At 38.9% G+C, this 26,092-nt stretch carries 25 protein-coding genes and 1 pseudogene; 18 read left to right on the top strand and 8 right to left on the bottom strand.

Annotated elements, in window-relative coordinates; all coding sequences use genetic code 11:
* Nucleotides 1–188 precede the first annotated feature (188 nt).
* The 4 genes from focA (at nucleotide 189) to DV434_RS05025 (ending at nucleotide 4,778) form a co-directional block, all read left to right on the top strand.
* A complete protein-coding gene (gene focA, locus DV434_RS05040) occupies nucleotides 189–1,043 on the top strand; it encodes a formate transporter FocA (RefSeq protein ID WP_053465239.1) in 855 nt (284 codons plus the stop codon).
* Nucleotides 1,044–1,080: 37 nt separating this feature from the next.
* Nucleotides 1,081–3,393 (top strand): formate C-acetyltransferase, encoded by a 2,313-nt coding sequence (pflB, locus tag DV434_RS05035; RefSeq protein WP_192882519.1) that lies wholly within the window; start codon nucleotides 1,081–1,083, stop codon nucleotides 3,391–3,393.
* A gap of 130 nt (nucleotides 3,394–3,523) precedes the next feature.
* Complete coding sequence (pflA, locus tag DV434_RS05030) at nucleotides 3,524–4,264, top strand: pyruvate formate lyase 1-activating protein (RefSeq protein WP_118811523.1); 741 nt, start codon at nucleotides 3,524–3,526, stop codon at nucleotides 4,262–4,264.
* Nucleotides 4,265–4,295: 31 nt separating this feature from the next.
* Nucleotides 4,296–4,778 (top strand): surface-adhesin E family protein, encoded by a 483-nt coding sequence (locus tag DV434_RS05025; RefSeq protein ID WP_118811522.1) that lies wholly within the window; start codon nucleotides 4,296–4,298, stop codon nucleotides 4,776–4,778.
* A 46-nt stretch (nucleotides 4,779–4,824) separates the two neighbouring features.
* On the opposite strand, the gene dsbB is transcribed toward DV434_RS05025, so the two are convergent.
* Nucleotides 4,825–5,358 (bottom strand): disulfide bond formation protein DsbB, encoded by a 534-nt coding sequence (gene dsbB / locus DV434_RS05020; RefSeq protein ID WP_005632029.1) that lies wholly within the window; start codon nucleotides 5,356–5,358, stop codon nucleotides 4,825–4,827.
* 9 nt (nucleotides 5,359–5,367) lie between these two features.
* On the bottom strand, nucleotides 5,368–6,912 hold the full coding sequence (nhaB, locus tag DV434_RS05015; RefSeq protein WP_118811521.1) for a Na(+)/H(+) antiporter NhaB: 1,545 nt from the start codon (nucleotides 6,910–6,912) through the stop codon (nucleotides 5,368–5,370).
* Nucleotides 6,913–7,036: 124 nt separating this feature from the next.
* Between nhaB and fadR the strand changes: the two genes are divergently transcribed.
* From fadR to ruvX, 4 genes are all read left to right on the top strand, one after another.
* A complete protein-coding gene (gene fadR / locus DV434_RS05010) occupies nucleotides 7,037–7,762 on the top strand; it encodes a fatty acid metabolism transcriptional regulator FadR (protein ID WP_118785347.1) in 726 nt (241 codons plus the stop codon).
* 61 nt (nucleotides 7,763–7,823) lie between these two features.
* Nucleotides 7,824–8,561, top strand: coding sequence for a 16S rRNA (uracil(1498)-N(3))-methyltransferase (gene rsmE, locus DV434_RS05005; RefSeq protein WP_118785346.1), 738 nt, complete (start codon nucleotides 7,824–7,826; stop codon nucleotides 8,559–8,561).
* Nucleotides 8,558–9,118, top strand: a complete 561-nt coding sequence (locus tag DV434_RS05000; RefSeq protein WP_005627726.1) for a YqgE/AlgH family protein — start codon at nucleotides 8,558–8,560, stop codon at nucleotides 9,116–9,118. The genes rsmE and DV434_RS05000 overlap by 4 nt, the downstream gene beginning before the upstream one ends.
* Nucleotides 9,118–9,543: a Holliday junction resolvase RuvX gene (gene ruvX / locus DV434_RS04995; RefSeq protein ID WP_005646895.1), complete on the top strand. Its 426-nt coding sequence runs from the start codon at nucleotides 9,118–9,120 to the stop codon at nucleotides 9,541–9,543. The genes DV434_RS05000 and ruvX overlap by 1 nt, the downstream gene beginning before the upstream one ends.
* A gap of 141 nt (nucleotides 9,544–9,684) precedes the next feature.
* Here ruvX and trhP read toward each other — a convergent pair whose 3' ends face one another.
* The 5 genes and pseudogenes from trhP to efp all read right to left on the bottom strand — a co-directional run bounded on the left by trhP (nucleotide 9,685) and on the right by efp (nucleotide 14,073).
* Nucleotides 9,685–11,064, bottom strand: coding sequence for a prephenate-dependent tRNA uridine(34) hydroxylase TrhP (trhP, locus tag DV434_RS04990; protein WP_048953461.1), 1,380 nt, complete (start codon nucleotides 11,062–11,064; stop codon nucleotides 9,685–9,687).
* Between the two features lie 200 nt (nucleotides 11,065–11,264).
* A pseudogene (locus DV434_RS04985) lies at nucleotides 11,265–11,918 on the bottom strand (IS1595 family transposase).
* A 31-nt stretch (nucleotides 11,919–11,949) separates the two neighbouring features.
* The gene (locus DV434_RS04980; RefSeq protein WP_118785345.1) at nucleotides 11,950–12,315 is read right to left on the bottom strand and encodes a transposase; all 366 of its coding nucleotides are present in this window, start codon (nucleotides 12,313–12,315) and stop codon (nucleotides 11,950–11,952) included.
* Between the two features lie 124 nt (nucleotides 12,316–12,439).
* A complete protein-coding gene (locus tag DV434_RS04975) occupies nucleotides 12,440–13,195 on the bottom strand; it encodes an opacity family porin (RefSeq protein ID WP_118811520.1) in 756 nt (251 codons plus the stop codon).
* 311 nt (nucleotides 13,196–13,506) lie between these two features.
* Entirely contained in the window at nucleotides 13,507–14,073 is a 567-nt protein-coding gene (efp, locus tag DV434_RS04970) for an elongation factor P (protein WP_005635150.1), read from the bottom strand.
* Nucleotides 14,074–14,110: 37 nt separating this feature from the next.
* Between efp and epmB the strand changes: the two genes are divergently transcribed.
* The 10 genes from epmB to DV434_RS04920 all read left to right on the top strand — a co-directional run bounded on the left by epmB (nucleotide 14,111) and on the right by DV434_RS04920 (nucleotide 23,784).
* The gene (gene epmB, locus DV434_RS04965; protein WP_118785343.1) at nucleotides 14,111–15,127 is read left to right on the top strand and encodes an EF-P beta-lysylation protein EpmB; all 1,017 of its coding nucleotides are present in this window, start codon (nucleotides 14,111–14,113) and stop codon (nucleotides 15,125–15,127) included.
* Nucleotides 15,128–15,211: 84 nt separating this feature from the next.
* On the top strand, nucleotides 15,212–16,561 hold the full coding sequence (gene oapA / locus DV434_RS04960; RefSeq protein WP_118785342.1) for an opacity-associated protein OapA: 1,350 nt from the start codon (nucleotides 15,212–15,214) through the stop codon (nucleotides 16,559–16,561).
* 47 nt (nucleotides 16,562–16,608) lie between these two features.
* Nucleotides 16,609–17,013 carry an Opacity-associated protein OapB gene (locus DV434_RS04955; RefSeq protein WP_118785341.1) on the top strand — a complete coding sequence of 135 codons (405 nt, stop codon included), beginning with the start codon at nucleotides 16,609–16,611 and terminating at the stop codon, nucleotides 17,011–17,013.
* A 2-nt stretch (nucleotides 17,014–17,015) separates the two neighbouring features.
* Nucleotides 17,016–17,726, top strand: a complete 711-nt coding sequence (gene recO, locus DV434_RS04950) for a DNA repair protein RecO (protein WP_118785340.1) — start codon at nucleotides 17,016–17,018, stop codon at nucleotides 17,724–17,726.
* The gene (gene rlmD, locus DV434_RS04945) at nucleotides 17,726–19,042 is read left to right on the top strand and encodes a 23S rRNA (uracil(1939)-C(5))-methyltransferase RlmD (RefSeq protein ID WP_118785339.1); all 1,317 of its coding nucleotides are present in this window, start codon (nucleotides 17,726–17,728) and stop codon (nucleotides 19,040–19,042) included. The genes recO and rlmD overlap by 1 nt, the downstream gene beginning before the upstream one ends.
* A gap of 77 nt (nucleotides 19,043–19,119) precedes the next feature.
* Nucleotides 19,120–21,351 carry a GTP diphosphokinase gene (relA, locus tag DV434_RS04940; protein WP_118785338.1) on the top strand — a complete coding sequence of 744 codons (2,232 nt, stop codon included), beginning with the start codon at nucleotides 19,120–19,122 and terminating at the stop codon, nucleotides 21,349–21,351.
* A 14-nt stretch (nucleotides 21,352–21,365) separates the two neighbouring features.
* Nucleotides 21,366–21,722 (top strand): diacylglycerol kinase, encoded by a 357-nt coding sequence (locus DV434_RS04935; RefSeq protein WP_005627042.1) that lies wholly within the window; start codon nucleotides 21,366–21,368, stop codon nucleotides 21,720–21,722.
* 82 nt (nucleotides 21,723–21,804) lie between these two features.
* On the top strand, nucleotides 21,805–22,398 hold the full coding sequence (mog, locus tag DV434_RS04930) for a molybdopterin adenylyltransferase (RefSeq protein WP_118785337.1): 594 nt from the start codon (nucleotides 21,805–21,807) through the stop codon (nucleotides 22,396–22,398).
* Between the two features lies 1 nt (nucleotide 22,399).
* The gene (gene glnB / locus DV434_RS04925) at nucleotides 22,400–22,738 is read left to right on the top strand and encodes a nitrogen regulatory protein P-II (RefSeq protein WP_005627040.1); all 339 of its coding nucleotides are present in this window, start codon (nucleotides 22,400–22,402) and stop codon (nucleotides 22,736–22,738) included.
* Nucleotides 22,738–23,784 carry an AI-2E family transporter gene (locus DV434_RS04920; protein ID WP_118785336.1) on the top strand — a complete coding sequence of 349 codons (1,047 nt, stop codon included), beginning with the start codon at nucleotides 22,738–22,740 and terminating at the stop codon, nucleotides 23,782–23,784. The genes glnB and DV434_RS04920 overlap by 1 nt, the downstream gene beginning before the upstream one ends.
* Nucleotides 23,785–23,823: 39 nt before the next feature.
* On the opposite strand, the gene priA is transcribed toward DV434_RS04920, so the two are convergent.
* Nucleotides 23,824–26,016, bottom strand: coding sequence for a primosomal protein N' (priA, locus tag DV434_RS04915; RefSeq protein ID WP_118785335.1), 2,193 nt, complete (start codon nucleotides 26,014–26,016; stop codon nucleotides 23,824–23,826).
* Nucleotides 26,017–26,092: the final 76 nt, after the last annotated feature.

The following is a 26,092-nucleotide window of genomic DNA, read 5'->3' as shown; positions in this document are numbered from 1 at the left end:
AAATGTGTATAGCGTATTTTCTTTAACAAATCTTGTAAAAAATCAAATTTTGTTGAAATAAATAGTAGTTTTCTTTGCAATACTAGGGGAGGAGAGTAAAATGGCGACGGTTGTAGAAGTATTTGAAGTTGTAAACCTATTAGAAGTATTAAATTTTCATTCACTTTTTCAATATTTGGAGTTTGATTATGGCATCAGAAAATCAAAAACTGTCTTCTGTTGCGCTCACACCTGTTGAAGCAACGGATTATGCAGAAAATACAGCGACTTATAAAGCAAATAAACGTCCATTTTTATCGTTTATGTCCGGCATTAGTGCCGGTGCTTGTATTGCCTTAGCCTTTGTATTTTACACAACAACACAAACTGCTAGTGCAGGCGCACCTTGGGGATTAACCAAGTTAGTAGGTGGATTAGTCTTCTCCTTGGGTGTAATTATGGTGGTGATTTTAGGATCTGAATTATTCACCTCTTCTACTTTAACCTTAGTTGCCCGCGTAGGCGGAAAAATAACAACAACCCAAATGATTCGAAACTGGATCGTAGTATATTTGGGCAACTTCGTTGGTGGTTTATTTATTGCGGCTGTTATTTGGTTTGGTGGACAAACAATGGCAGCAAATGGCCAATGGGGTTTAACAATTCTTGCAACTGCCCAACATAAAATTCATCACACTTGGTTTGAAGCTTTTAACCTAGGTATTTTATGTAATATTATGGTGTGTGTGGCGGTTTGGATGTCTTATTCTGGTAAGACGGTTACAGACAAAGCATTTATTATGATTATGCCGATTGGTTTGTTTGTCGCGTCAGGATTTGAACACTGTGTGGCTAATATGTTTATGATTCCGATGGGAATTATTACCGCACATTTTAGTACACCTGAATTTTGGCAACAAATCGGCGTTGATCCGATGAAATACGCAGATTTAGATTTGTATCATTTCATTGTGAAAAATTTAATCCCTGTAACGTTGGGAAATATTGTCGGCGGGGCAATTTGTATTGGTGTATTCCAACGTTATTTAACCAAAACTCATTAAAGATTTACTTATTTATTAATTAACAAAGGAAATGACTATGTCAGAACTTAATGAAGCGCAAAAATTGGCGTGGGCTGGTTTTGCTGGTGGCGATTGGCAAAACAATGTCAATGTACGTGACTTTATCCAAAAAAACTATACCCCGTATGAAGGCGATGACTCTTTCTTAGCAGGTCCAACTGAAGCAACAACTAAGCTTTGGGAATCTGTGATGGAAGGAATTAAAATTGAAAACCGTACTCACGCGCCATTAGATTTTGATGAACATACTCCATCTACCATTATCTCTCACGCACCAGGTTACATTAACAAAGATTTAGAAAAAATCGTTGGTCTTCAAACTGATGAACCTTTAAAACGTGCCATTATGCCATTTGGTGGTATTAAAATGGTGGAAGGGTCATGCAAAATTTACGGTCGTGAATTAGATCCTGAAGTGAAAAAAATCTTCACTGAATACCGTAAAACGCATAACCAAGGTGTATTCGATGTTTATACGCCAGATATTTTACGTTGCCGTAAATCTGGTGTATTAACGGGTCTTCCAGATGCTTATGGTCGTGGCCGTATTATCGGTGACTACCGTCGTGTAGCACTTTACGGTGTAGACTTCTTAATGAAAGATAAATACGCGCAATTCTCTTCTTTACAAAAAGATTTAGAAGATGGTGTAAATCTTGAAGCAACAATTCGTTTACGTGAAGAAATCGCAGAACAACACCGTGCATTAGGCCAAATGAAACAAATGGCTGCAAGCTATGGTTATGATATTTCTAACCCAGCGACCAATGCTCAAGAAGCCATTCAATGGATGTACTTTGCTTATCTTGCTGCAATCAAATCACAAAATGGTGCGGCAATGTCATTCGGTCGTACTGCAACCTTTATTGACGTGTACATCGAACGTGATTTAAAAGCAGGAAAAATTACTGAAACTGAAGCGCAAGAATTAGTTGACCACTTAGTTATGAAACTCCGTATGGTTCGTTTCTTACGTACACCTGAATACGATCAATTATTCTCTGGTGACCCAATGTGGGCAACTGAAACTATCGCAGGTATGGGGTTAGACGGTCGTACATTAGTAACCAAAAATACATTCCGTATTTTACACACCCTTTACAACATGGGTACTTCTCCAGAACCAAACTTAACGATTCTTTGGTCTGAACAATTACCTGAAAACTTCAAACGTTTCTGCGCGAAAGTATCGATTGATACCTCATCCGTTCAATACGAAAACGATGATTTAATGCGTCCAGACTTCAACAACGATGACTACGCAATCGCATGTTGTGTATCACCAATGGTTGTGGGTAAACAAATGCAATTCTTCGGTGCGCGTGCAAACTTAGCGAAAACATTGTTATACGCAATCAACGGCGGTATCGATGAAAAATTAGGTATGCAAGTAGGCCCGAAAACTGCACCAATTACTGATGAAGTATTAGATTTCGATACAGTAATGAGCCGTATGGATAGCTTTATGGATTGGTTGGCAAAACAATATGTGACAGCCTTAAACGTAATCCACTATATGCACGATAAATATTCATACGAAGCAGCATTAATGGCATTACATGATCGTGATGTATACCGTACCATGGCTTGTGGTATCGCAGGTCTTTCTGTTGCGGCTGACTCACTTTCAGCAATCAAATATGCGAAAGTTAAACCAGTTCGTGGCGACATCAAAGATAAAGATGGCAATGTTGTTGCAACTAACGTAGCAATCGACTTTGAAATCGAAGGTGAATATCCACAATATGGTAACAACGATAACCGTGTTGATGACATCGCTTGTGACTTAGTTGAACGTTTCATGAAGAAAATTCAAAAACTTAAAACTTACCGCAATGCAGTGCCTACACAATCTGTATTAACTATTACTTCTAACGTGGTTTATGGTAAGAAAACGGGTAACACCCCAGATGGCCGTCGTACTGGTGCACCATTCGGACCAGGTGCGAACCCAATGCACGGTCGTGACCAAAAAGGTGCGGTAGCATCATTAACTTCTGTAGCTAAACTACCGTTTGCTTATGCGAAAGATGGTATTTCTTATACCTTCTCAATCGTACCAAATGCGTTAGGTAAAGATGCAGAAGCACAACGTCGCAACCTTGCTGGCTTAATGGATGGTTACTTCCACCACGAAGCAACGGTTGAAGGTGGCCAACACTTAAATGTGAACGTGTTAAACCGTGAAATGTTGTTAGATGCAATGGAAAATCCGGATAAATATCCACAATTGACTATCCGTGTATCTGGCTACGCAGTACGTTTCAACTCTTTAACTAAAGAGCAACAACAAGACGTAATTACTAGAACTTTCACAGAGTCAATGTAAAAACATTTTTATTTTTGACCGCACTTTGGCGGGAACATAATGTGTATGAGCCTGATTTCAATCAGGCTCATTTTTTATAGACTAAATATTTGGTAAAATTTAGCTATATCTAATTTTAGGAAATTTATGTATGTCAGTTCTTGGAAGAATTCACTCTTTTGAATCCTGTGGCACTGTAGATGGGCCAGGTATTCGTTTTATTTTATTTATGCAAGGTTGCTTGATGCGCTGTAAATATTGCCACAATCGTGATACTTGGGATCTTGAAGGGGGTAAAGAAATCAGTGTCGAAGATTTAATGAAAGAAGTCGTGACTTATCGCCATTTTATGAATGCTACTGGTGGTGGCGTGACAGCATCTGGCGGTGAGGCTGTGTTACAAGCGGAGTTTGTACGTGATTGGTTCCGTGCTTGTAAAGTAGAAGGGATTAATACTTGCTTGGATACAAATGGTTTTGTACGTCATTATGATCATATTATTGATGAATTATTAGATGTAACAGATCTTGTTTTACTTGATTTAAAAGAGCTTAATGATCAAGTTCATCAAAATCTTATTGGGGTACCAAATAAACGTACCCTTGAATTTGCAAAATATTTGCAAAAACGTCATCAACGTACATGGATTCGTTATGTTGTGGTTCCTGGTTATACCGATAGCGATCACGATGTGCATTTATTAGGTCAGTTTATTGAAGGTATGACCAATATTGAAAAAGTTGAACTTCTTCCTTATCATCGATTAGGTGCGCATAAATGGAAAACCCTTGGGTTAGATTATGAGCTTGAAGATGTATTACCGCCAACCAAAGAATCGTTAGAGCATATTAAAACAATCCTAGAAGGTTATGGGCACACTATAAAATTCTAGAGTGAATGTCAGCTAACATAAGGAGTGAATAATGAAAAAACTGATTTTTATATTATCATTTGGGTTGCTTAGCGCTTGTTCTGCTCAAACTCAAAAGGCTGAACAAAATGATATGAAGCTGACACCTCCGACTGATGTGCGAAGCGGATATGTACGTTTGGTGAAGAATGTGAATTATTACATCGATAGTGAATCGATCTGGGTGGATAATCAAGAGCCACAAATTGTACATTTTGATGCAGTGGTGAATTTAGATAAGGGATTGTATGTTTATCCTGAGCCTAAACGTTATGCACGTTCTGTTCGTCAGTATAAGATTTTGAATTGTGCAAATTATCATTTAACTCAAGTACGAACTGATTTCTATGATGAATTTTGGGGACAGGGTTTGCGTGCGGCACCTAAAAAGCAAAAGAAACATACGTTAAGTTTAACACCTGATACAACGCTTTATAATGCTGCTCAGATTATTTGTGCGAATTATGGCAGAGCACAACCTTCAGATAAAAAATAACAAAATATAGCGAATAAAAAATACGGTGAAATTTCACCGTATTTTTTTAATTAAATATTCTTCTTTGTTTTCGTGTTTTGACTACTTGCACTATTAATAATAAAGCAAGAATTATCACATATACTGCAAAAATAAATACCAACCATTGCACCATTGTCACACCGAATAATGACCATTGACTTTCATTACAAGAGCCAGTCGGACTAAACATAAATGGAAACCATTGGTGAAATGGTAAAGTCTCAGGAAAGTTTGGTATAAATTCACATTGTTTCCAAGGGGCTGGATTCATTTGTAAATCAAGATGACGGAATGAAACCAATAATCCCTTAATGCCACTGAATAAGCCCAATGCCAAAGCGATTAATCGAATGATTAAAGCGCGAGGTTGAAGTAAACCTATAATGCCCGCAATAAATAACCCAATTATTGCTAAACGTTCATACACGCAAAGTACACAAGGTTGTAATCCCATTCCATATTGGAAGTAAAGTGCGGTAGATTCTAGTGCTAAACTTGAGAATGCCAGCAGAAACCATGCAGAACGTTTTTCAGAAAATTGTTTTAAAAGTGCGAGCATTTTTTCTCCTTAAATTGGAAAAATTAAACCTAAGTTTGCTAGCCAAATAGTAGCAGCTGGTAAGATAAATTCAATAGCCAGTAACCCAATGATCGAAAGTACAATCGTGTAAGGTAAAGCCATATAAACCATTCTTCCGTAAGAAAGACGAATTAATGGGGCTAGTGATGAGGTCAATAAGAATAAGAATGCTGCTTGCCCATTTGGCGTTGCCACTGACGGTAAGTTTGTCCCTGTATTGATTGCAACAGAGAGCAATTCAAATTGGTGCGGAGCAATTACGCCATTCGTTAACGCCGCTTTCGCTTCATTGATATAAACCGTTGCGACGAATACGTTATCAGAGATAGAAGAAAGCAAGCCGTTAAATACGTAGAATAAGGCAAGCTGTGTATTTTCTTCTGAAGAAAGAACGAAGTGAATGATTGGCGCAAAAAGTTTTTGATCGATAATTACGGCAACCACTGAGAAGAATACCACGAGCAATGCAGTGAAAGGTAAGGATTCTTGGAATGATTTACCGATAGTGTGTTCATCAGTCACACCAGTGAATGCAGTTGCAAAAATAATGATACTTAAACCAATCAAGCCCACTGCCGCAAGATGGAACGCCAATCCAAGAATTAACCAAATCGCGATTAATGCTTGCACACCTAATTTAATTTTGTCTTGTTTAGACATTTTCTCTGAATTAGTGCGGTCTAAATCCGACAAGATTTTCCATACATCTTCAGGTAATTTTTCACCATAACCGAATAATTTGAATTTTTCTACTAAGAAACAAGTCAGTAGTCCGCAGATAAATACTGGAACCGTAACTGGTGCCATGCGGAAGAAAAATTCGATAAAGTTCCATTTTGCTTGTTCTGCAATGATTAAGTTTTGTGGTTCACCCACCATTGTCATCACACCACCAAGTGCGGTTCCGACGCCAGCATGCATCATCAAGCTACGTAAAAATGAACGGAATTTTTCTAAGGTCTCGTGGTGTTGTGTTGTAATTTTCTCATCATCGGCAATATCAACGGCATCAATTAAATTATTACCTGATGCGACTTTGTGATAAACACCATAGAATCCCATTGCTACGCTGATAATTACGGCAACAACCGTTAGTGCATCAAGGAAGGCTGATAGGAAGGCTGCGCTAAAACAGAAAGCTAAAGAAAGTGCGATTTTTGAACGAATTTTGACAAGTAATTTCGTGAATACGTAAAGAAGCAGTTGTTTCATGAAGAAAATACCTGCCACCATAAACATCAGTAACAGGATTACTTCAAAGTTTGCCATAATTTCCGTTTTTACGTGCTCTACATTTGTCATCCCGATAATAATGGCTTCAATCGCTAGTAAGCCACCTGGTTGCAAAGGATAGCATTTTAATGCCATTGCTAGCGTAAAAATAAATTCTGCAACGAGTAACCAACCCGCAATAAAAGGGCTGACTAAAAAGAAAATAATAGGATTAATAATAAGAAAAACCACAATGGCGAGCTTATACCATTCTGGACTTGACCCAAGAAAGTTTTTCATAAAAGCTTGTGTGTTTGTCATAGAGAACTCCATTATTTTTATCACGTGAACATTGTAATATATCCCCCTTTAAAGGATAATAAAAACTGAGTAATTTTTTTATAAAATTGCGTTTTTTTTGATTTTTATCTGATTTTTAATTGTAATGCAAAACGATAACGATATTTTAAAAGCCCAAAGTCCAGCAGCCTTAGCAGAAGAATATATTGTCAAAAGCATTTGGCAAGATGTTTTTCCCGCAGGCAGTAATTTACCATCAGAACGTGATTTAGCCGATAAGATCGGAGTGACTCGCACCACTTTGCGTGAAGTTTTACAACGTTTAGCGCGTGATGGTTGGCTGACTATTCAGCACGGCAAACCAACAAAAGTAAATAATATCTGGGATACGGCAGGGCCAAATATTATTGAAACACTAATCGGTTTAGATATGCAGTCAGCACCTTTGATTATTGATAATATGTTGTCTTTACGCAGTAAAATGTCTGAATCTTATATTTATGAGGCAGTAAAAAATTCTCCTCAACAATCTGCCGCACTTTTTGCTGAATTAGATCAATTACAAAATACGGCGCAAGGTTACACAGAATTTGATTACAAATTATTTCGTCAATTTACCGTAGTGGCTAATAAGCCCTTTTATCGTTTAATTTTTAATAGTTTGAAAGGGGTTTACCAACGAATTGGTTTTTTATTTTTTAAAGAAGAAAAACATCGAGAACTTACAAAAACATTCTATTTAGAAATGCAACAAATTTGCCTTGCGGGAAATGCTGATGCGGTGGTGGATTGTATTCGTAAACATAATTTACGTTCTTCAACTTATTGGAAAACTATTCTAGAGCGATTGCCGCAGAATCTTTCGGATTGATTTCAACATCAAAAGTGCGGTGAATTTTAACCGCACTTTTTCATTAATATAGATAAACATTATGCGCATACCAAGAATTTATCATCCTGAATCCCTTGAAAATCAAACTCAATGTCAACTTTCCGAAGACGCGGCAAACCATGTAGGGCGCGTGTTAAGAATGACAGAAGGTGAGCAAATTGAACTCTTTGATGGTTCTAATCATATTTATCCAGCCAAAATTATTGAGTCGAATAAAAAAGCGGTAAAGGTGGCGATTTTTGGGCGTGAGCTGGCGGATAAAGAATCCAATTTAAAAATTCATTTGGGTCAAGTGATTTCTCGCGGAGAGCGAATGGAATTTACCATTCAAAAATCGGTGGAATTGGGTGTGAATGTGATTACGCCATTATGGTCAGAACGCTGTGGCGTAAAGCTTGATGGCGAACGCATGGATAAAAAAATCCAACAATGGCAAAAAATTGCGATTGGTGCTTGTGAACAGTGCGGTCGTAATATTGTGCCGGAGATTCGTCCACTGATGAAATTGCAAGATTGGTGTGCAGAAAATGACGGAGCGCTAAAATTGAATTTGCATCCACGCGCGCAATATTCGATTAAAACGTTACCGAATATTCCCGTTGAAGGTGTTCGCTTATTAATTGGCTCAGAAGGTGGATTATCTGCACAAGAAATTGCACAAACTGAACAGCAAGGATTTACTGAAATTTTATTAGGAAAGCGTGTTTTGCGTACTGAAACTGCATCGCTTGCGGCGATTAGTGCACTACAAATTTGTTTTGGAGATTTAGGTGAATGATGGAGTTACAAGGGAAATTTTTGATCGCGATGCCACACTTAGACGATTATTTTAATCGTACTGTGGTGTTTATGTGCGAGCATAATGAGCAAGGCTCGATGGGGTTAGTGATTAATCAGCCAACAGATTTAAGCATTGCGGAACTTTATTCAAAACTCAATTTTATGATGAAAAATGACCGCACTTTTAGCAATGAAATGGTGGTAGCAGGTGGCCCCATGCATAGTGAAAGAGGTTTTATTCTACATAAGAATACACCTAATGAATTTCAGCATACTTATAAAATCACGGATGATCTTTCAATGACAACCTCTGCTGATGTAATAGAGACGCTAGGTTCTGAACTTGCGCCAGAAAAATACCTTATCGCTCTTGGATGCTCTAGCTGGGAGGCTGGGCAGTTGGAAAAAGAAATCACTGATAATGCTTGGTTAGTCGCTACTGCGAACGATCAGATTTTATTTGATATGCCTTATGATGAGCGCTATGTTGCGGCGAATCAATTGCTTGGTATTCACCCACATAATTTTGTGTTTGCACAAGTGGGGCATAGCTAATGGGGATTACTGCACTTGCTTTTGATTTTGGTACCAAAAGTATTGGCTGTGCTGTAGGGCAAAGTATTACCGGCACCGCACAAGCCTTGCCTGCTTTTAAGGCGCAAGATGGTATCCCAAACTGGGATGCAATCGAAAAATGCTTGAAAGAATGGAAACCAGATGTTGTCGTAGTTGGTTTGCCTTTAAATATGGATGGAACAGAGCAAGATCTCACTTTGCGTGCTCGTAAATTTGCAAATCGTTTACAAGGTCGTTTTGGCGTTAATGTTCAGTTGCAAGATGAACGTCTAACAACAACAGAGGCTCGTAGTGAAATTTTTGATAGAGGCGGTTTTCGAGCCTTAAAAAAAGGCAAAGTAGATGGGATCTCTGCTTGTTTGATTCTAGAAAGTTGGTTTGAGGTTGCAGAATATTCGGAATAAAAAAAGCCCTTTCAAAAGCTGAAAGGGCAAAAATATTTGGAGTCATACTATGAGTTGTTGAATTAACAAATCAGGTATGTGGCGTATTATAATAATAAAATACAAAAATGCAACATTTTTTTAACAAATATTTTTTGTCATTTAATTATGTGGATTTCTTGTATTGCTATTGACTAAATTACGCATTAGTAAAGCATAGTCTAAGTTGATATCTTGTGGTACGTCTAAGAACACAAAATGCCCATCACCTAGCGCTGCATCAACCGCTTCATTTTTACGATTTAGCATTTTTTCAATTTTGAAATTGATATTCCCCTGAGGGGTCATCATTTCTACATCATCACCAAGTAGGAATTTGTTCTTCACCGCCACTTCAGCCATACCTTGTTCATTACGTTTACCAGTAAATTCACCGACAAATTGCTGACGATCAGAAATAGAATAGCCATATTCGTAGTTTTGGTATTCATCGTGCGTATGACGACGTAGGAAACCTTCGGTATAACCACGATGAGCAAGGGATTCCAGCGTATCCATTAAGCTTTCATCAAATGGTTTGCCAGCAGCAGCATCATCAATGGCTTTGCGGTAAACTTGTGCCGTTCTTGCGCAGTAATAGAATGATTTAGTACGACCTTCGATTTTTAGAGAATGCACACCAAGTGCGGTCAATTTTTCTACATGTTGTACGGCACGCAGATCTTTTGAATTCATAAAGTAGGTGCCGTGTTCATCTTCAAACGCCGTCATTTGCTCATCTGGCTTTTGTGATTCGGTATAGAGGAAAACTTTATCTGTTACTGCACCTTCGCCTAAGGTTGGTGCGACATTTTTCACTTCGATTTGTTGAGCAGGATCGATTTTAGGCACGATGTTGCCTACTTCATCCGTGGTGCCTTCTTCCATTTTGTATTCCCAACGGCAAGCATTAGTGCAAGTGCCTTGGTTTGGATCGCGTTTGTTGATATAACCAGAAAGTAAGCAACGACCAGAATACGCCATACATAACGCGCCATGTACGAAAATTTCGAGTTCGATGTCTGGTACGTGTTGGCGAATTTCAGCGATCTCTTCAATGGATAATTCGCGCGATAAAATCACACGAGTTAATCCCATTTGTTTCCAGAATTTGACTGTTGCCCAGTTTACGGCATTTGCTTGTACAGAAAGGTGAATATCAATATCTGGGAAGTTTTCACGCACCAACATAATTAAGCCTGGGTCAGACATAATTAAGGCATCAGGGCCCATGTCTATCACAGGTTGTAAATCTTTGATAAAGGTCTTGAGTTTGGAGTTGTGTGGTGCAATGTTTACGACCACATAGAATTTTTTGCCAAGTGCATGGGCTTCATCGATCCCGATTTTTAAATTGGCGTGATTAAATTCATTGTTACGTACGCGCAAGCTGTAACGAGGTTGCCCTGCATAAACGGCATCTGCGCCATAAGCAAAGGCGTAGCGCATATTTTTGAGAGAGCCAGCAGGGGAAAGTAATTCTGGTTTGAATTGGGTTGTCATAATATTCTCTTTTGTCTGATTTCAGGTCAGGGATTTGCGCTAGGCAAATCGTTAGGTGGGGTATTGTAGAGAAAATATTTGGCTTGTAAAGGAAAGTGCGGTTAAATCCTAATTAGAAATTCAGTTTATCTCGTTCTGATAGAAAGATTTAACCGCTTGAAATTACCCTATATTAAATAAGGGGCTGAAGTAGATTAGCCCTAAATACCACACCATTTTCTCAATATTTTAAGCTGTTCTTTTGGTGCTCCAAAGTTAAACCGAAATTCACATTCCTTCAAGAATAAAGGAAAGTTTTTTCGGTCGATTCCATTATATTTTCGGAGGATTCTTTTCGCCTGACTCCAGAAATTTTCTATTCCATTTATGTGGTTTTGTTTCACCGCAAATAGTTCGGAATGATTGATTCGTTCGTGGTGAAATTTGCTCACATCAAGGGCATCATAGCTTCGATAAGTATCGGTATAAACCCAGCTGTCAGGCTTGATTTTCCTCACAATAACAGGCATTAATGTCTCTGTTTTGGTATTTTCTACCACTACTGTAAATACTTTTCCTTGTCGCTTTAACAAACCGAATACAGCAACTTTTCCTGCTGCGCCTCGACCTTGTTTTCCTTTACGATGACCGCCAAAATAGCTTTCATCAAGCCCAATTTAACCATCAAAAACCTCATCGGCTTCAAGGGCTAAATGATAGCTAATGACTTCACGAATTTTTCGGTAAAACAAAATCGCTGAATTGGCTTGGATACCGAGTAAATCAGCCGCTGCTCGGGCTGTCACTTCTAATACAAAAAATTCAAGGAGCTTATTTTGTATAGATATCTTTAATTTACAATGGGTTATCTTCATTTTTATAGACTAGCATATTTGCTAATCTACGTCAGCCCCTAATTTTTTTCTGTCGTTGTTTTTGACGGTCGAGCGCATCCAACTCCTTTAGGTAAGCAATCTCCGCACGAGCTAAGGCGAGCTCTCGTTGTAACTTTTTAAACGCTTTAGGTGAAAAGTCTGTGGTTTCTGGAATTTCAATGTCTTTCTTTTTCATCTTTGGCTTCGCTATTTTCGGTGTTTGAAGGTTTGTATGAGGCGATTTTACGCCATCAAGCCCTCTTTCCCGAAATGCTTTTAGCCAATAAATGATGAGAGCGTGGGAAATTTTATGAAGTTTAGCCACCTCACGGATACCATAATCCTGTTCGGTGACGAGTTTGATAATTTTCAAACGAAATTGATAAGGGTAGGACATAATCTGCACCTCAAATTAGGTGTCCAGATTTTGGGGTGCAGATCAACAAGCGGTCAAATGCTTCTTGTCTTTGTAAATAATCAGAAGAATTTGACCGCGTAAATAGAAAACTAAATTTGTTTAATTAAAAACGGTAACGTACACCGAAAGAGGCTTCGTGAGTTTTAAAACGCACGTTTTCTAAATGTCCCCAATCATTATAACGATAACCTAAGTCTAAGGTAATATTCGGTGTAATGTCATAGCCAATACCACCAATAAAACCAAAGCCAATGCGTTTTATGGTTCTGGAATATGATGTTTCCTCATACGCCTTCACATCTCCTCCCATTGGCATATTGTTAGCCTTAAATGTAAGTTTTGTTGTAAATTCATCTTTTGTATAACCGCTGGCAGCAACATGCCCAACTCCAATTCTTGCACCAACATAAGGTTTAATTTTATATTCAGTATCAAAATCATAAATTACAGAAATACCATAAGAATTCTTGGCTTGGAAACTACCTGCATCTTTGTGATCAATTACTGTGCTAGATTTAACTAGATTCATCGGATGAGTCGATCCAACAGGATCTTTTTCGATAGGTTCACTAATAAGATGTTTGCCGTGACTCCATTTACGATAATGAGCATAATCTACTGCAATTCGCCAATTGCCAAAATCATAACCAATAGAAAAACGAGGATGGTTGGAATGAGTTTTGATGTATGAATAGTCTTGTAATATTTCAGGTTGATTTGGAGCGTGTGTCTCTATTTTTTCACGTGCGTGCACCCAATCGGCTTGCACATAAACCCCTTTTCCATTATCTTCCGCTTGTACAGCAGAAGAGAAGAGAAGAGAAGAGAAGAGAAGAGAAGAGAAGAGAAGACTTCTCAATTCGAATATTCATTAGGGTTCCTCCAAAGGATTTTTGTTTAAAATAAAATTTTTATAGTCGATTTTTGAAAACCGTGCTTCATTTTACTCTATTCTATACTATAAGTAAAAATGTTTTAATTAAAGCATAAAATAACAGAAAAATTTGACTGATTGGTTTTTTATGCTTTCTATCAAACTATATTATTTATAAAAAAATGCCTTTCCTATTTATGAACGGAAAGGCATTTTTATCGCATGAATTGTAGTGCTTTTTATTACTGCGACATAATATACCGCAGAAATTAACCGCACTTTTGTCATCTAAGCAATTATTTTACGCGAGATACGTATTCGCCAGAACGAGTATCTACTTTGATTACTTCACCGATTTGAACGAAAAGAGGTACTTTTACGACTGCGCCAGTGCTTAATGTTGCTGGTTTACCGCCAGTACCTGCTGTATCGCCTTTAAGGCCTGGGTCTGTATCGACGATTTCTAATTCAACAAAGTTTGGTGGAGTAACAGTAATTGGCGCACCATTCCATAAAGTCACGATACAATCTGCTTGGTCTAATAACCATTTTTCTGCATCACCTACAGCTTTTGCATCAGCAGAGTATTGTTCAAATGTTTCTGGGTGCATGAAGTACCAGAATGCATCGTCTTTGTATGAATAAGTTAAGTTAAGATCCATAACATCAGCAGCTTCAACCGAAGTACCAGATTTGAAGTTTACGTCTAATACTTTGCCTGAAATTAATTTACGAATACGAGTACGGGTGAAAGCTTGACCTTTACCTGGTTTTACGAACTCATTTTCAACGATTACGCAAGGTTCGCCGTCTTGCATAAATTTTAGACCTGGTTTGAAATCACTGGTAGTATATGTAGCCATATTTTTAATATCCTAAAAATTAGAGATGGTTTGAAAAGTGCGTATTTTAACCCAAGAACCCGTCATTAGAGAAGAACAAAATTGGCTCACAATTCTAAAAAATGCGATTTCAGATCCTAAATTATTGCTAAAAGCCTTAAATTTACCAGAAGATGATTTTGAGCAATCCATTGCTGCGCGGAAACTTTTTTCGCTTCGTGTGCCACAACCTTTCATTGATAAAATAGAAAAAGGTAATCCGCAAGATCCTCTTTTCTTGCAAGTGATGTGTTCTGATTTAGAATTTGTGCAAGCCGAAGGATTTAGTACGGATCCCTTAGAAGAAAAAAATGCCAATGCGGTGCCGAATATTCTTCATAAATATCAAAACCGCTTGCTCTTTATGGCGAAGGGTGGTTGTGCGGTGAATTGTCGTTATTGCTTCCGCCGACATTTTCCTTACGATGAAAACCCGGGAAATAAAAAAAGCTGGCAACTAGCATTAGATTACATTGCAGTGCATCCTGAAATTGAAGAAGTGATTTTTTCAGGCGGTGATCCTTTAATGGCGAAAGATCATGAGTTAGCGTGGTTAATAAAACATTTGGAAAATATACCGCACTTACAACGTTTGCGTATTCACACTCGTTTGCCTGTCGTGATTCCGCAACGGATTACTGATGAATTTTGTACCTTATTAGCAGAAACTCGTTTGCAAACTGTTATGGTGACACACATTAATCACCCAAATGAAATTGATCAAATTTTTGCTCATGCGATGCAAAAATTAAAAGCTGTGAATGTCACGCTTTTGAATCAATCCGTTTTGCTAAAAGACGTGAATGATGACGCGCAAATTCTAAAAATATTGAGTGATAAACTTTTCCAAACAGGAATTTTGCCTTATTACTTGCATTTGCTAGATAAAGTGCAAGGAGCGAGCCATTTTCTGATTAGCGATATAGAGGCTATGCAAATTTATAAAACCTTGCAATCTCTTACATCTGGCTATCTTGTTCCCAAACTCGCACGAGAAATTGCTGGCGAACCAAATAAGACTTTATACGCGGAATAAGATCCGATAAAATATCGCGTAATTTTTTCGCCGCACTTCCGTGGCTAATTAACATGAATAACAACAAGTATCAGGAGTAATCCAGTGGATTCTATGAATAAAAATCAAAATGAACAATCATCTCAAGATGAATTAGATTTAGGCCTTAACCAAGAGCCGATTACACCAAAGAAAACAATTCAGCCAAGTTCGTCAATTTTAGGTAAAGCAAAAGGGTTATTTGCCAAAAAAAATCACGTGCAAACTAACTTTCAGCAACGTAAAGAACCTACTTTTGGCGATTCATCAGCGCAAGAAAATGCTCCTTTAATTCCGAGTGAAAATTTGAAAACAGCACAAGAGCCAGTTCTTCAAACTTCTTCCACAGAAGAAAATATTTCTACTGTTGATGAAGAAATCAGTGCTGAAAATAACGCGGATGAAACCGTCGAAAAGGCTGAAAAACCTATTTTAGCCCAACCAGAAAAATGGAAAGTGTTGCAAGTATTACCGGCAAAGCATCGCCGTTTATTTATGGCTATTTTGGCGTTGGTCATTTTATTAATTATTTTCTTTGCATTAAAACCAAGTTCTGACACTGTTGAGTCTTTCACTCAGTCTAACAGCAATGAAATTCCAGTGCAGTTCCAATCTTTAGATCAAAATCAACCAGTTGAAACCACGATTTTAGATAATCCACCTGCACAAAATCAAATGGCTGCAGAGCAAGCTAACCAACCTGAATCTGCGCCAAAAGCAGATGACTCAGCTAATAGTGCGACCGCTCAAAATCAACCTGCAGAAAACGTAGCTGCGCCACAAAACATGGCTGAGCCACAAAATATGGCTCAAGCTCCAGTTCAAACCTCAAATACAATGGATTCAGCTAAGCCTATGCAAGCAGCTCAATCTGAGCAACTACAAACTCAAGCTCAAGTGGAACAGTCAAAAGCGCCAACTGTTGTAGCACCAGTTCCACCAGTGAAAAAAGTAGTAGAACAACAAGTTGCGCATAAAGATATTGCGAAAAAAGAAGTGAAGGTTGCTGAAAAAGCACATGTACCAGCAAAAGCAACTGAACAAACCGTCGCTAAAACAGTAGGAAAAGCACCAATTGTTGAAGCAAAGCCAGTTCAAGTGAAAAAAGAAACTAAGGTTCAAATAGTTGATGCAAAACCTGCAACAAAAGCAGCTGCACCAACTGCATCGGCGAAAACGTTAACTGTGCCTAAAGGCGTTTCTCTTATGCAAGTATTCCGTGACAATCAACTTAATATTTCGGATGTTAATGCAATGAGTAAAGCTGCGGGTGCGGGCAATGTTTTAAGTAGCTTTAAACCGGGTGATAAAGTTGCAGTATCTGTGAACAGTCAAGGGCGAGTAAATGAAATGCGTTTATCTAACGGTACGCGATTTGTCCGTCAGTCTGATGGTTCTTATGAATATAAAAAATAATATTTAGGGCGAGTAATCGCCCATTTTTCTTTTGCAAGTAGGATTCTATGTTTAAAAAAATGTTTCTAATTTTAACCGCACTTTGCTTGATCGGTTGTGCTCAAAATGGTTTACCAAAGAAGCCAGAGCCGCAAAAGATGCAGGTGGAAAAAGTAGATAAAGCTTTGCAAAAAGGTGAGGCTAAGGTTTATTTGTGTAAAGATGATAAGCAAGTTCGTGTGGTTCATTCCACTCAAAAAAGACGTAAAAAATCATTGCATCACATTACGGTGACTTTTAATTCTATGTCAGAAAAATTGACATTAATGATTTCTGAGCGCGGTAAAAATTACGGCAATATTCGTTGGGCGTGGCAAGAGCGCGATGATTTTAGTGTGCTAAAAACTAATTTAGGTGAAGTTTTAGCGGAACAATGTGTATTACAACCCGTAGAGCGTTTATCCGGTAATTAATTGTGCAAACCGAACTCCAGCGAGGCTTTATTCTTCATCGTCGCCCTTATAGTGAAACGAGTCTTTTAGTCGATTTGTTTACTGAAGAAAGTGGTCGCCTAACCGTGATCGCCAAGGGCGCACGAGCAAAGCGTTCATCTTGGAAGTCGGTCTTGCAACCTTTCACACCTTTATTGTTGCGTTGGACGGGAAAAAGTTCATTGAAAACCCTTACTAAAGTTGAACCCGCCGCAATTACACTGCCTTTACAACAAATCGCCCTTTATAGTGGCTTTTATGTAAATGAATTACTCACTCGTGTTATTGAGCCTGAAACGCCGAATCCTTCGCTGTTTCAACATTATTTAAAATGCTTAACGGGCTTGGCAACTGAAACCAACGTTGAGCCAACTTTGCGTCTTTTTGAATTTCAACTTTTACACATTCTCGGTTACGGCGTGGATTTTCTTCATTGTGCGGGTTCTGGCGAGCCAGTGGATTTCTCAATGACATATCGTTATCGTGAAGAAAAAGGTTTTATTGCGTCCTTAGTGAAAGATAATCTCACTTTTTACGGAAGAGATTTATTAGCCTTTGAAGCTCTCGATTTTTCTGATGATGCGGTACGTCAGGCAGCAAAACGTTTTACTCGTATTGCACTGAAACCTTATCTTGGCGATAAACCGCTAAAAAGCCGAGAATTATTCACTCAAAATATTTTACTTCTAAAATAATGGTTCTTCTTTATACCCCAAAGCAAAAAACAAACAATGTTCAAACCATTACGGCTGATATTCTTGATTTAGATTATCAAGGTTTAGGCGTCGCGAAAATTAATGGTAAAACTTGGTTTATTGAAAATGCACTTCCGCACGAAAAAGTGGAATGTCGGATTCTGGAAGATAAACGCCAATATGGGCATGCTATGGCAAAAAAATGGCTAATAAAAAGCCCTGAACGTTTAGCACCAAAATGTGCTCATTTTATGCGTTGTGGTGGTTGCCAAGGACAACATATTCCTATTGAAATGCAGAGGAAAGCGAAAGAATCCGCATTGTTTAAACGATTAAGTAAATTACAGTCAGAGCCGATTTCATTTCAACCTATGATTTGTGGCGACGCGTGGGCGTATCGTCGTCGTGTACGTTTGAGTTTATGGTTTAATCTAAACACAAAACAAGTTGAAATGGGCTTTCGTCAGAAAAATGCTAATGATTTAGTTACCATTCAATCTTGTGAAGTGGCAGAACCTGCAATTAATTATTTACTACCTAAATTAACCGCACTTTTAGAACAATTCTCTGCGCCGAAACAGCTTGGACATATTGAATTTGTGGCGGCCGATAATGGCGTTGCAATGTTGTTACGTTACACCAAAAAACTTGCGGAAATTGACCGCACTTTATTGCTCAAATTTGCTGAACAAGAAAAGTTAATGCTGTTTTTACAAAGCGATGAAGGTATTGAACAAATCTATGGCGATGCACCTTATTATCAATTTTCTGATGGCATAAAATTACATTTTGATATTCGTGATTTTATTCAAGTAAATCGTGCATTAAATGAACGTATGGTCAATACTGCGTTGGATTGGCTTGAATTGAGCCAACAAGATTGCGTGCTAGATTTATTTTGCGGCATGGGAAATTTTACGCTCCCTCTCGCCAAACTCGTGAAAAGTGCGGTGGGAATTGAAGGCATTTTTGAAATGGTACAAAAAGCGGAGCAAAATGCCGCAAGAAACCAAATCAAGAATATTGAATTTTTCCAAGCCGATCTTGACCAATCCTTTGTTGAACAACCTTGGGCTCGTCAGTCGTTCAATAAAATTTTGCTTGATCCTCCACGCAGCGGTGCAGCTTTCGCGTTAAATGCTTTGTGTGAGCTGAAAGCTGAGAAAATTTTATATGTGTCTTGTAATCCCGCAACATTAGTGCGCGATGCAGAAATTTTACGTGATTTTGGCTACAAGATTGAAAAAAGTGCGGTGATAGATATGTTCCCTCATACGGGGCATTTGGAATCGGTGACGTTATTCACTACAAAATAACTCGGTTATTCGGTACAATATCCACCCAAAATAAAAGCGACAGGAAGTTGCTTTCTCTTCATCAACAAGGGGGTGTTATGGTTGCTGTTCGTGGTTCTCATTTGTTAAATCCGCAGGATTTTGTGATTGAACAATGGTGCGCTGGCTTAAAACTGGCAGAACAAACAGAAAAAAGTTTGATCGATGCGTGGTATTACGCACGTGACTTAATGAGCACTCATCCCAATGAAATGAAGAATGCTACCTTGATGCTCCAGTCTGGCGTGGAAATGGTAGAAATTTTGCACGAACTTAATATGGATGCGGAAACCCTGCTTACTGCCATGTTGTTTCCTATCGTTGCAAATAAATTAATAGACTGGGACAGTCTAAAAGATAAATTTGGTGCGAAAATCACTAAATTGCTTAAAGGCGTGTTGGAGATGGATAATATTCGCCAACTTAATGCCAGCCATTCCGCAAACGCACTGCAAGTAGATAATGTTCGCCGTATGTTGTTGGCGATGGTGGATGATTTCCGCTGCGTAATCATTAAACTTGCTGAACGCATTACTTTCTTGCGTGATGCAGAGCATCGTTGCGCAGAGGAAGATAAAATCCTTGCCGCCAAAGAATGTTCTTATATTTACGCCCCTCTTGCCAATCGTCTTGGGATTGGTCAGTTGAAATGGGAGTTAGAGGATTACTGCTTCCGTTATCTCCATCCCGAACAATATCGCGCTATTGCTAAATTATTGCAGGAACGTCGTCTCGATCGAGAACATTACATTGCTGATTTCGTTAGTGAGTTGAGCGGTTATTTACGTGAAAATATCGAGCAAGTGGAAGTCTATGGTCGTCCGAAACATATTTATAGCATTTGGCGCAAAATGCAGAAAAAGCATCTTGAGTTTAGCGGTTTATATGATGTAAGAGCGGTCAGAATTATCGTGCAAAAATTGCAAGATTGTTATACCGCACTTGGGATTGTTCATACTCAATTTAAACACTTACCCAAAGAATTTGACGATTATGTCGCGAACCCTAAACCGAACGGTTATCAATCTATTCATACTGTTGTTTTGGGTAAAGGTGGCAAGCCAATTGAAGTGCAAATTCGAACCCAACAAATGCATGATGATGCAGAGTTAGGGGTTGCGGCTCACTGGAAATATAAAGAAGGCAATACAGGCAGTATGTCTGCCTACGAAGAAAAAATTGCGTGGTTGCGTAAATTGCTAGCTTGGCAAGATGATATTACGGATTCTGGCGAAGTGATGGCTGAGTTACGCAGTCAAGTATTTGATGATCGTGTCTATGTGTTTACGCCAAAAGGCGAAGTGGTGGATTTGCCAACGGGATCTACACCATTAGATTTTGCTTATGCAATTCATAGTGAAATTGGCCATCGCTGCATCGGGGCAAAAGTGGCAGGGCGTATTGTGCCATTTACCTATCAGCTACAAATGGGTGATCAAATCGATATTATTACCCAGAAAAATCCGAACCCGAGCCGTGACTGGCTAAATCCAAATTTAGGATTTACTCACACCGCAAAATCTCGAGCTAAAATTCAAGCGTGGTTTAAAAAACAAGATCGCGATAAAAATATTCCAGCAGGCAAAGAATTACTCGATAATGAACTCGCCCGTTTAAATTTAAGCATTAAGCAAATAGAGCCTTATGCGTTACCACGCTATAACTTGAAAAATTTGGACGATCTTTATGCGGGCATTGGCAGTGGCGATATTCGTTTAAATAACTTAATCAATTTCTTGCAAAGTAAATTGATTAAAGTGACCGCTGAAGAAGCTGATCAAGAAATTTTACGTCATGTTGCTAACAAAAGTGCGGTCAATTCTCAGCAGAAATCTGAAAAGAACAATGGCTACGTAATTGTGGAAGGAGTAGGCAATCTTATGCATCATATTGCACGTTGCTGCCAGCCTATTCCTGGCGATGCGATTGTTGGCTATATCACAATGGGGCGTGGTATTTCTATTCACAGAGCGGATTGTGAACAGTTCTTGGATTTACAAACAGCTCATCCAGAGCGAGTTGTGGAATCTATTTGGGGCGAAAATTACGCAAGTGGTTTCCATATTAATATCCGTATTGTGGCAGGCGATCGCAATGGCTTATTGCGTGATATTACGACGGTTCTAGCAAATGAAAAAATTAGCGTGTTAGGGGTGTCAAGCCGTGCTGATACCAAAAAACAGCTTGCTACCATTGATATGGAAATTGAACTCCATAATGTTGAAAGTTTGAGTAAAATATTGGCTCGATTAGCAAAATTAGATGACGTAATTGAGGCGAAACGTTTATAAAAATAGGAAAATTTATGTATAAAACGACGGGGCTAACCCATTTAATCAACTCCACTAAATATTCATTACAAGGCTTAAAAAGTGCATTTAAAAATGAAACAGCTTTTCGCCACGAATGTTTTTTAGCCTGCATTTTAATTCCTCTTGCGTTCTTTTTAGGCGAAACAAAAATTGAAATTATCTTGATGATTTCTTCTGTTTTGCTTGTGATGGCGTTAGAACTTTTAAACAGTGCGGTGGAAGCTGTCGTTGATCGCATTGGTACAGAACGCCACGAACTTTCAGGGCGTGCGAAAGATCAAGGTTCTGCATCGGTATTTATTGCCCTTTGTATTGTCGGTATTGTTTGGGGCGGAATTTTATTCTTCTAGCCCTTAAAAAGTGCGGTACGTTTTTACCGCATTTTTGATTTATCCAATCACGTCAAAATCATTTATAAAAATAAGGAAAAATATGACCGCACTTTTAAAAATTGGTCTGGTGTCTGTTTCTGATCGCGCATCAGCAGGCGTGTATCAAGATCAAGGTATTCCAGAATTACAGGCTTGGTTAGAACAAGCGTTAGTAGATCCTTTCCATTTAGAAACAAGATTAATCCCCGATGAGCAGCCAGTTATTGAACAAACATTAAAAGAACTGGTGGATGAACAAGGTTGCTATTTGGTGCTGACAACTGGTGGAACTGGGCCAGCAAAACGCGATGTAACGCCTGATGCCACCCTTGCTGTAGCGGATCGAGAAATGCCGGGTTTTGGCGAACAAATGCGTCAAGTGAGTTTGCATTTTGTACCTACCGCAATTTTATCTCGCCAAGTGGGCGTAATTCGTAAGGAAAGTCTGATTTTAAATCTTCCGGGTCAGCCTAAAGCAATTAAAGAAACCTTAGAAGGCGTGAAAGATAAAGAAGGAAATGTGCTTGTAAAAGGCATTTTTAGTGCGGTGCCTTATTGTTTGCAACTGATTAACGGCTTATATATTGATACCAAGCCTGAAATCATTGAAAGTTTCCGTCCTAAATCAGCAAGACGCGAAAATCTGGAGAAATAGCATGAAAAAAATCGAAGCAATGATTAAACCCTTTAAATTAGATGATGTGCGAGAAAGTCTTTCAGATATTGGTATTTCAGGTATGACAATCACGGAAGTACGCGGATTTGGTCGCCAAAAAGGTCACACAGAACTTTATCGTGGTGCGGAATATATGGTGGATTTTCTGCCGAAAGTGAAATTGGAAGTGGTAGTTCCCGATGAGCTTGTGGATCAATGTATTGAAGCGATTATTGAAACGGCACAAACAGGCAAAATCGGTGACGGCAAAATTTTTGTTTATAACGTTGAGCGAGCGATCCGCATTCGCACGGGAGAAGAAAACGAGGATGCGATTTAGTGCAAAATAATTTAAATTTACACCGCACTTTGCTTGGCATTGCTTCGGTGATTATTATCTTAGCTGGTGTTGCATTGGCGGTAGAAATCGTGGTGCCATTCTTGCTATCGCTATTTATCGCGATAATTTGTTCACCGATGATTAAGGCGATGACGCAACGCCGAATTCCTCATTGGTTGGCCATTACTTTGCTTTTCATCTTGATTTCTTTGGTGTTTTTCTTATTAGTCGGGCTGATTAACAGCACTGCAAGAGAATTCACCCAATCAATTCCACAATATAAAGTTTTGCTTTCACAACGCGTGAGTGATTTAACTGAATTGTTGCAACGTTTCAATCTGCCTTTCACGCTTTCGCGTGAAACTATCCAAGAAAATTTTGACCCAAGTATCATTATGAATTTTGTGAGCCGAGTATTGTTGAATTTCTCTGGCGTGGTGAGTAATGTGTTTGTTTTAGTGCTGGTCGTGATTTTTATGCTTGCGGAAGCACCAACGATGAAACATAAATTTGCTATGGTGATTAGTTCAACCCCTCATGATGCAGCCAAAGAAGAACGCCATATTGATCGCGTTTTGCAAGGCGTAATTGGTTATCTCGGCATTAAAAGTATCACGAGCTTGCTTACTGGTGTTGGTATTTTTATTTTGTTGGAAACCTGTGGGGTTCAATATGCCATTTTGTGGGCAACCTTGGGTTTCTTGCTGAATTATATTCCGAATATTGGTTCAATCATCGCGGCTATTCCGATTATTGTGCAAGCCTTATTACTGAACGGTTTTGGAATTGGTTTTGGCGTGGCAATCGGTGTTATTGCGATTAATATGGTTGTCGGTAACATTATTGAGCCTAAAATGATGGGACAACGGTTAGGGCTTTCAACTTTAGTGGTGTTTCTTTCATTATTGTTTTGGGGATGGTTACTTGGAACCGTGGGAATGTTACTTTCTGTTCCTCTGACGATGGCATTAAAAATTGCCTTGGAGTCCAGTCCCAATACGGCAAAATATGCCTGTCTATTGGGTGATGTCGAAGATTTCAAATAGATTTTATAGAGAAAGTGCGGTGAATTTTCACCGCATTTTTTATGATAAGTCTTGCGGATCAACATCCAAAATTAACCGCACTTGGCTGTTTTTTTCAAGTTCGGCTTGTTGATATTCTCTCAATGCTTTTTGCAGCGTCATTCTTGACGGATGTTGCAATAATAACTGCCAGCGATATTGCCCTGCTTTTTTGCTGAACGGTGCAGGCATTGGGCCAAGCATTTGCAATCCCGTAATTTGCTTTGATTGAAAAAAATTTGCAATCTGGCTTAAGTAATTTTCTGCAAGATCAGAATGTCGAGCCTGTGCTTTGAATAACGCCTGAAAAGTGAAAGGCGGCAATCCCATTGAATGGCGTAATTGTAAGGTTTCTTTTGCAAAAGCTTGGTAGCCATTCGCTAATAACGTGGTAAGCAAAGGATGATCTGGATAATGTGTTTGTAGCACGACTTCGCCTTGTTTATCGGCACGTCCAGCTCGTCCAGCAACTTGAATATAAAGTTGAGCTAAACGTTCTTCTGCACGAAAATCCAGTGAAAATAATGCACTATCTACATTCACTAAGGCAACGAGGGTAACATTCGGAAAATGATGTCCTTTCGCGAGCATTTGTGTGCCAATCAAAATTTGGCTTTTGCCTTGTTGAATATCTTCTAAATAACCTTCCAATTTTCCTTTACGCGCCGTGCTATCGCGGTCGATTCGCGCTACAGAATAATGAGGAAATAGCATTTTCAAGGTTTCTTCTAATTGTTCCGTGCCAAGACCTGTAGTGACTAAATGAGTCGAGCCGCAATCACCACATTGTCGAGGAATAGTTTTTTGAGCACCGCAATGGTGACAACGCAATACATTTTGATGCTGATGATACGTATAAGGTTTTTCACAATGCGGGCATTGTGCAATCCAACCACATTCATGGCAAAGCAATACGGGCGCAAAGCCACGACGATTTAAGAAAAGCAACACTTGATTGCCCTTTTCTAGGTGAGCTTTCATCCGTTCTAATAAGGGTTTCGAAAGCCCGTTTTGTATGTTTTGATTTTTCAAATCAACAACGAAATGACGAAGTGCGGTAGAATTCCCCGCTCTTTTTGATAAAACTAAATGTTGGTATTTGCCATTTTGTACATTATTAATACTTTCTAAACTTGGTGTGGCGGAGCCCATTAATACCGCAATATTTAGTTTTTGAGCCAGTACAATCGCCAAGTCTCGCGCGTGATAACGCCAACTGTCTTGTTGTTTGTAAGACGAATCGTGTTCCTCGTCCAAAATAATTGCACCAAGATTAGAAAATTGCGTGAACAACGCCGATCTCGTGCCAATCACAATGGCACTTTGTCCCGAACGCGCACGATCCCATACATAAAGCCGTTGCGTATCGGTTAAATTAGAATGCAGCACATCAATTTCAACATTGAAACGCGCTTTAAAACGGTGCACCGTTTGTGGAGTTAGTCCGATTTCAGGTACAAGCACTAATACTTGCTTACCCGATTTTAAAATTTCTTCAATATACTGCAGATAAATTTCTGTTTTTCCAGAACCAGTCACTCCATCGAGCAGCCATACATTGAAACCAGAATGAAAGAGCAATTGACTAAACGCTAAGGCTTGCTGCTTATTTAAGGTTAAACGATTTTCAGCATTGATAATTGGGTTATTGCCTAAGCTTTGTTGCCAGCTTAGGGGATTTGTTTGGATAGTAATTTCTTCAATAAACCCTTTGGCTTTTAAGGCAGACCAAATGGCAGAGGAAAAATTATTATTACCTTTTTCAAGATCAGTTTCAGATAAGCATTGTAGGGCTTCAGCTTGCTTTTTCGAGCGTTTTAATTCGCCTTGTTCAAGGGCATTTTTCCCCGCATCCGTAATTCGCCAAAAAGTGCGGTCATTTTTTACCGCACTTTCGCCGTTACGCAATTTCACAGGCAAGGCTTGAAATAACACATCGCCTAATCCCGCTTGATAATAATTTGCTGCCCAATGAAGCCAATCCCAATAAATTGGGGTAAAGATCGGTGCTAAATCTAATGGTTGAAGAATGGCTTTGAGCTTACCCTCTGGCACGTCCGATTTTGTCGGAAAATCAGCCACAATGGCGACACGTTTTTGCGTACCAAAAGGCACAAGAACGCGCATACCGATTTGTAATAAAACATCATCGGGAACGAGATAATCAAATAAACGAGAAAGCGGCACAGCCAGTGCCACTCGGACAATTTTCATAATCAACCTTGGGAAAAAATTTGCCCTATTATACGAGAAAAACGTGTATAATCGCCGCCAATTTTTTTCACGAACA

The sequence above is a fragment of the Haemophilus haemolyticus genome (assembly GCF_003493685.1).
Classification (GTDB): Bacteria; Pseudomonadota; Gammaproteobacteria; order Enterobacterales; family Pasteurellaceae; genus Haemophilus; species Haemophilus haemolyticus_O.
This window is presented reverse-complemented; position numbering and strand designations above follow the sequence as displayed.

Excerpts from the sequence above, each read along its gene's own strand:
- focA (WP_053465239.1), top strand. The coding sequence starts at position 189 with ATGGCATCAGAAAATCAAAAACTGTCTTCTGTTGCGCTCACACCTGTT.
- pflB (WP_192882519.1), top strand. The coding sequence starts at position 1,081 with ATGTCAGAACTTAATGAAGCGCAAAAATTGGCGTGGGCTGGTTTTGCT.
- pflA (WP_118811523.1), top strand. The coding sequence starts at position 3,524 with ATGTCAGTTCTTGGAAGAATTCACTCTTTTGAATCCTGTGGCACTGTA.
- DV434_RS05025 (WP_118811522.1), top strand. The coding sequence starts at position 4,296 with ATGAAAAAACTGATTTTTATATTATCATTTGGGTTGCTTAGCGCTTGT.
- dsbB (WP_005632029.1), bottom strand. The coding sequence starts at position 5,358 with ATGCTCGCACTTTTAAAACAATTTTCTGAAAAACGTTCTGCATGGTTT.
- nhaB (WP_118811521.1), bottom strand. The coding sequence starts at position 6,912 with ATGACAAACACACAAGCTTTTATGAAAAACTTTCTTGGGTCAAGTCCA.
- fadR (WP_118785347.1), top strand. The coding sequence starts at position 7,037 with ATGCAAAACGATAACGATATTTTAAAAGCCCAAAGTCCAGCAGCCTTA.
- rsmE (WP_118785346.1), top strand. The coding sequence starts at position 7,824 with ATGCGCATACCAAGAATTTATCATCCTGAATCCCTTGAAAATCAAACT.
- DV434_RS05000 (WP_005627726.1), top strand. The coding sequence starts at position 8,558 with ATGATGGAGTTACAAGGGAAATTTTTGATCGCGATGCCACACTTAGAC.
- ruvX (WP_005646895.1), top strand. The coding sequence starts at position 9,118 with ATGGGGATTACTGCACTTGCTTTTGATTTTGGTACCAAAAGTATTGGC.
- trhP (WP_048953461.1), bottom strand. The coding sequence starts at position 11,064 with ATGACAACCCAATTCAAACCAGAATTACTTTCCCCTGCTGGCTCTCTC.
- DV434_RS04980 (WP_118785345.1), bottom strand. The coding sequence starts at position 12,315 with ATGTCCTACCCTTATCAATTTCGTTTGAAAATTATCAAACTCGTCACC.
- efp (WP_005635150.1), bottom strand. The coding sequence starts at position 14,073 with ATGGCTACATATACTACCAGTGATTTCAAACCAGGTCTAAAATTTATG.
- DV434_RS04955 (WP_118785341.1), top strand. The coding sequence starts at position 16,609 with ATGTTTAAAAAAATGTTTCTAATTTTAACCGCACTTTGCTTGATCGGT.
- rlmD (WP_118785339.1), top strand. The coding sequence starts at position 17,726 with ATGGTTCTTCTTTATACCCCAAAGCAAAAAACAAACAATGTTCAAACC.
- relA (WP_118785338.1), top strand. The coding sequence starts at position 19,120 with ATGGTTGCTGTTCGTGGTTCTCATTTGTTAAATCCGCAGGATTTTGTG.
- DV434_RS04935 (WP_005627042.1), top strand. The coding sequence starts at position 21,366 with ATGTATAAAACGACGGGGCTAACCCATTTAATCAACTCCACTAAATAT.
- mog (WP_118785337.1), top strand. The coding sequence starts at position 21,805 with ATGACCGCACTTTTAAAAATTGGTCTGGTGTCTGTTTCTGATCGCGCA.
- glnB (WP_005627040.1), top strand. The coding sequence starts at position 22,400 with ATGAAAAAAATCGAAGCAATGATTAAACCCTTTAAATTAGATGATGTG.
- priA (WP_118785335.1), bottom strand. The coding sequence starts at position 26,016 with ATGAAAATTGTCCGAGTGGCACTGGCTGTGCCGCTTTCTCGTTTATTT.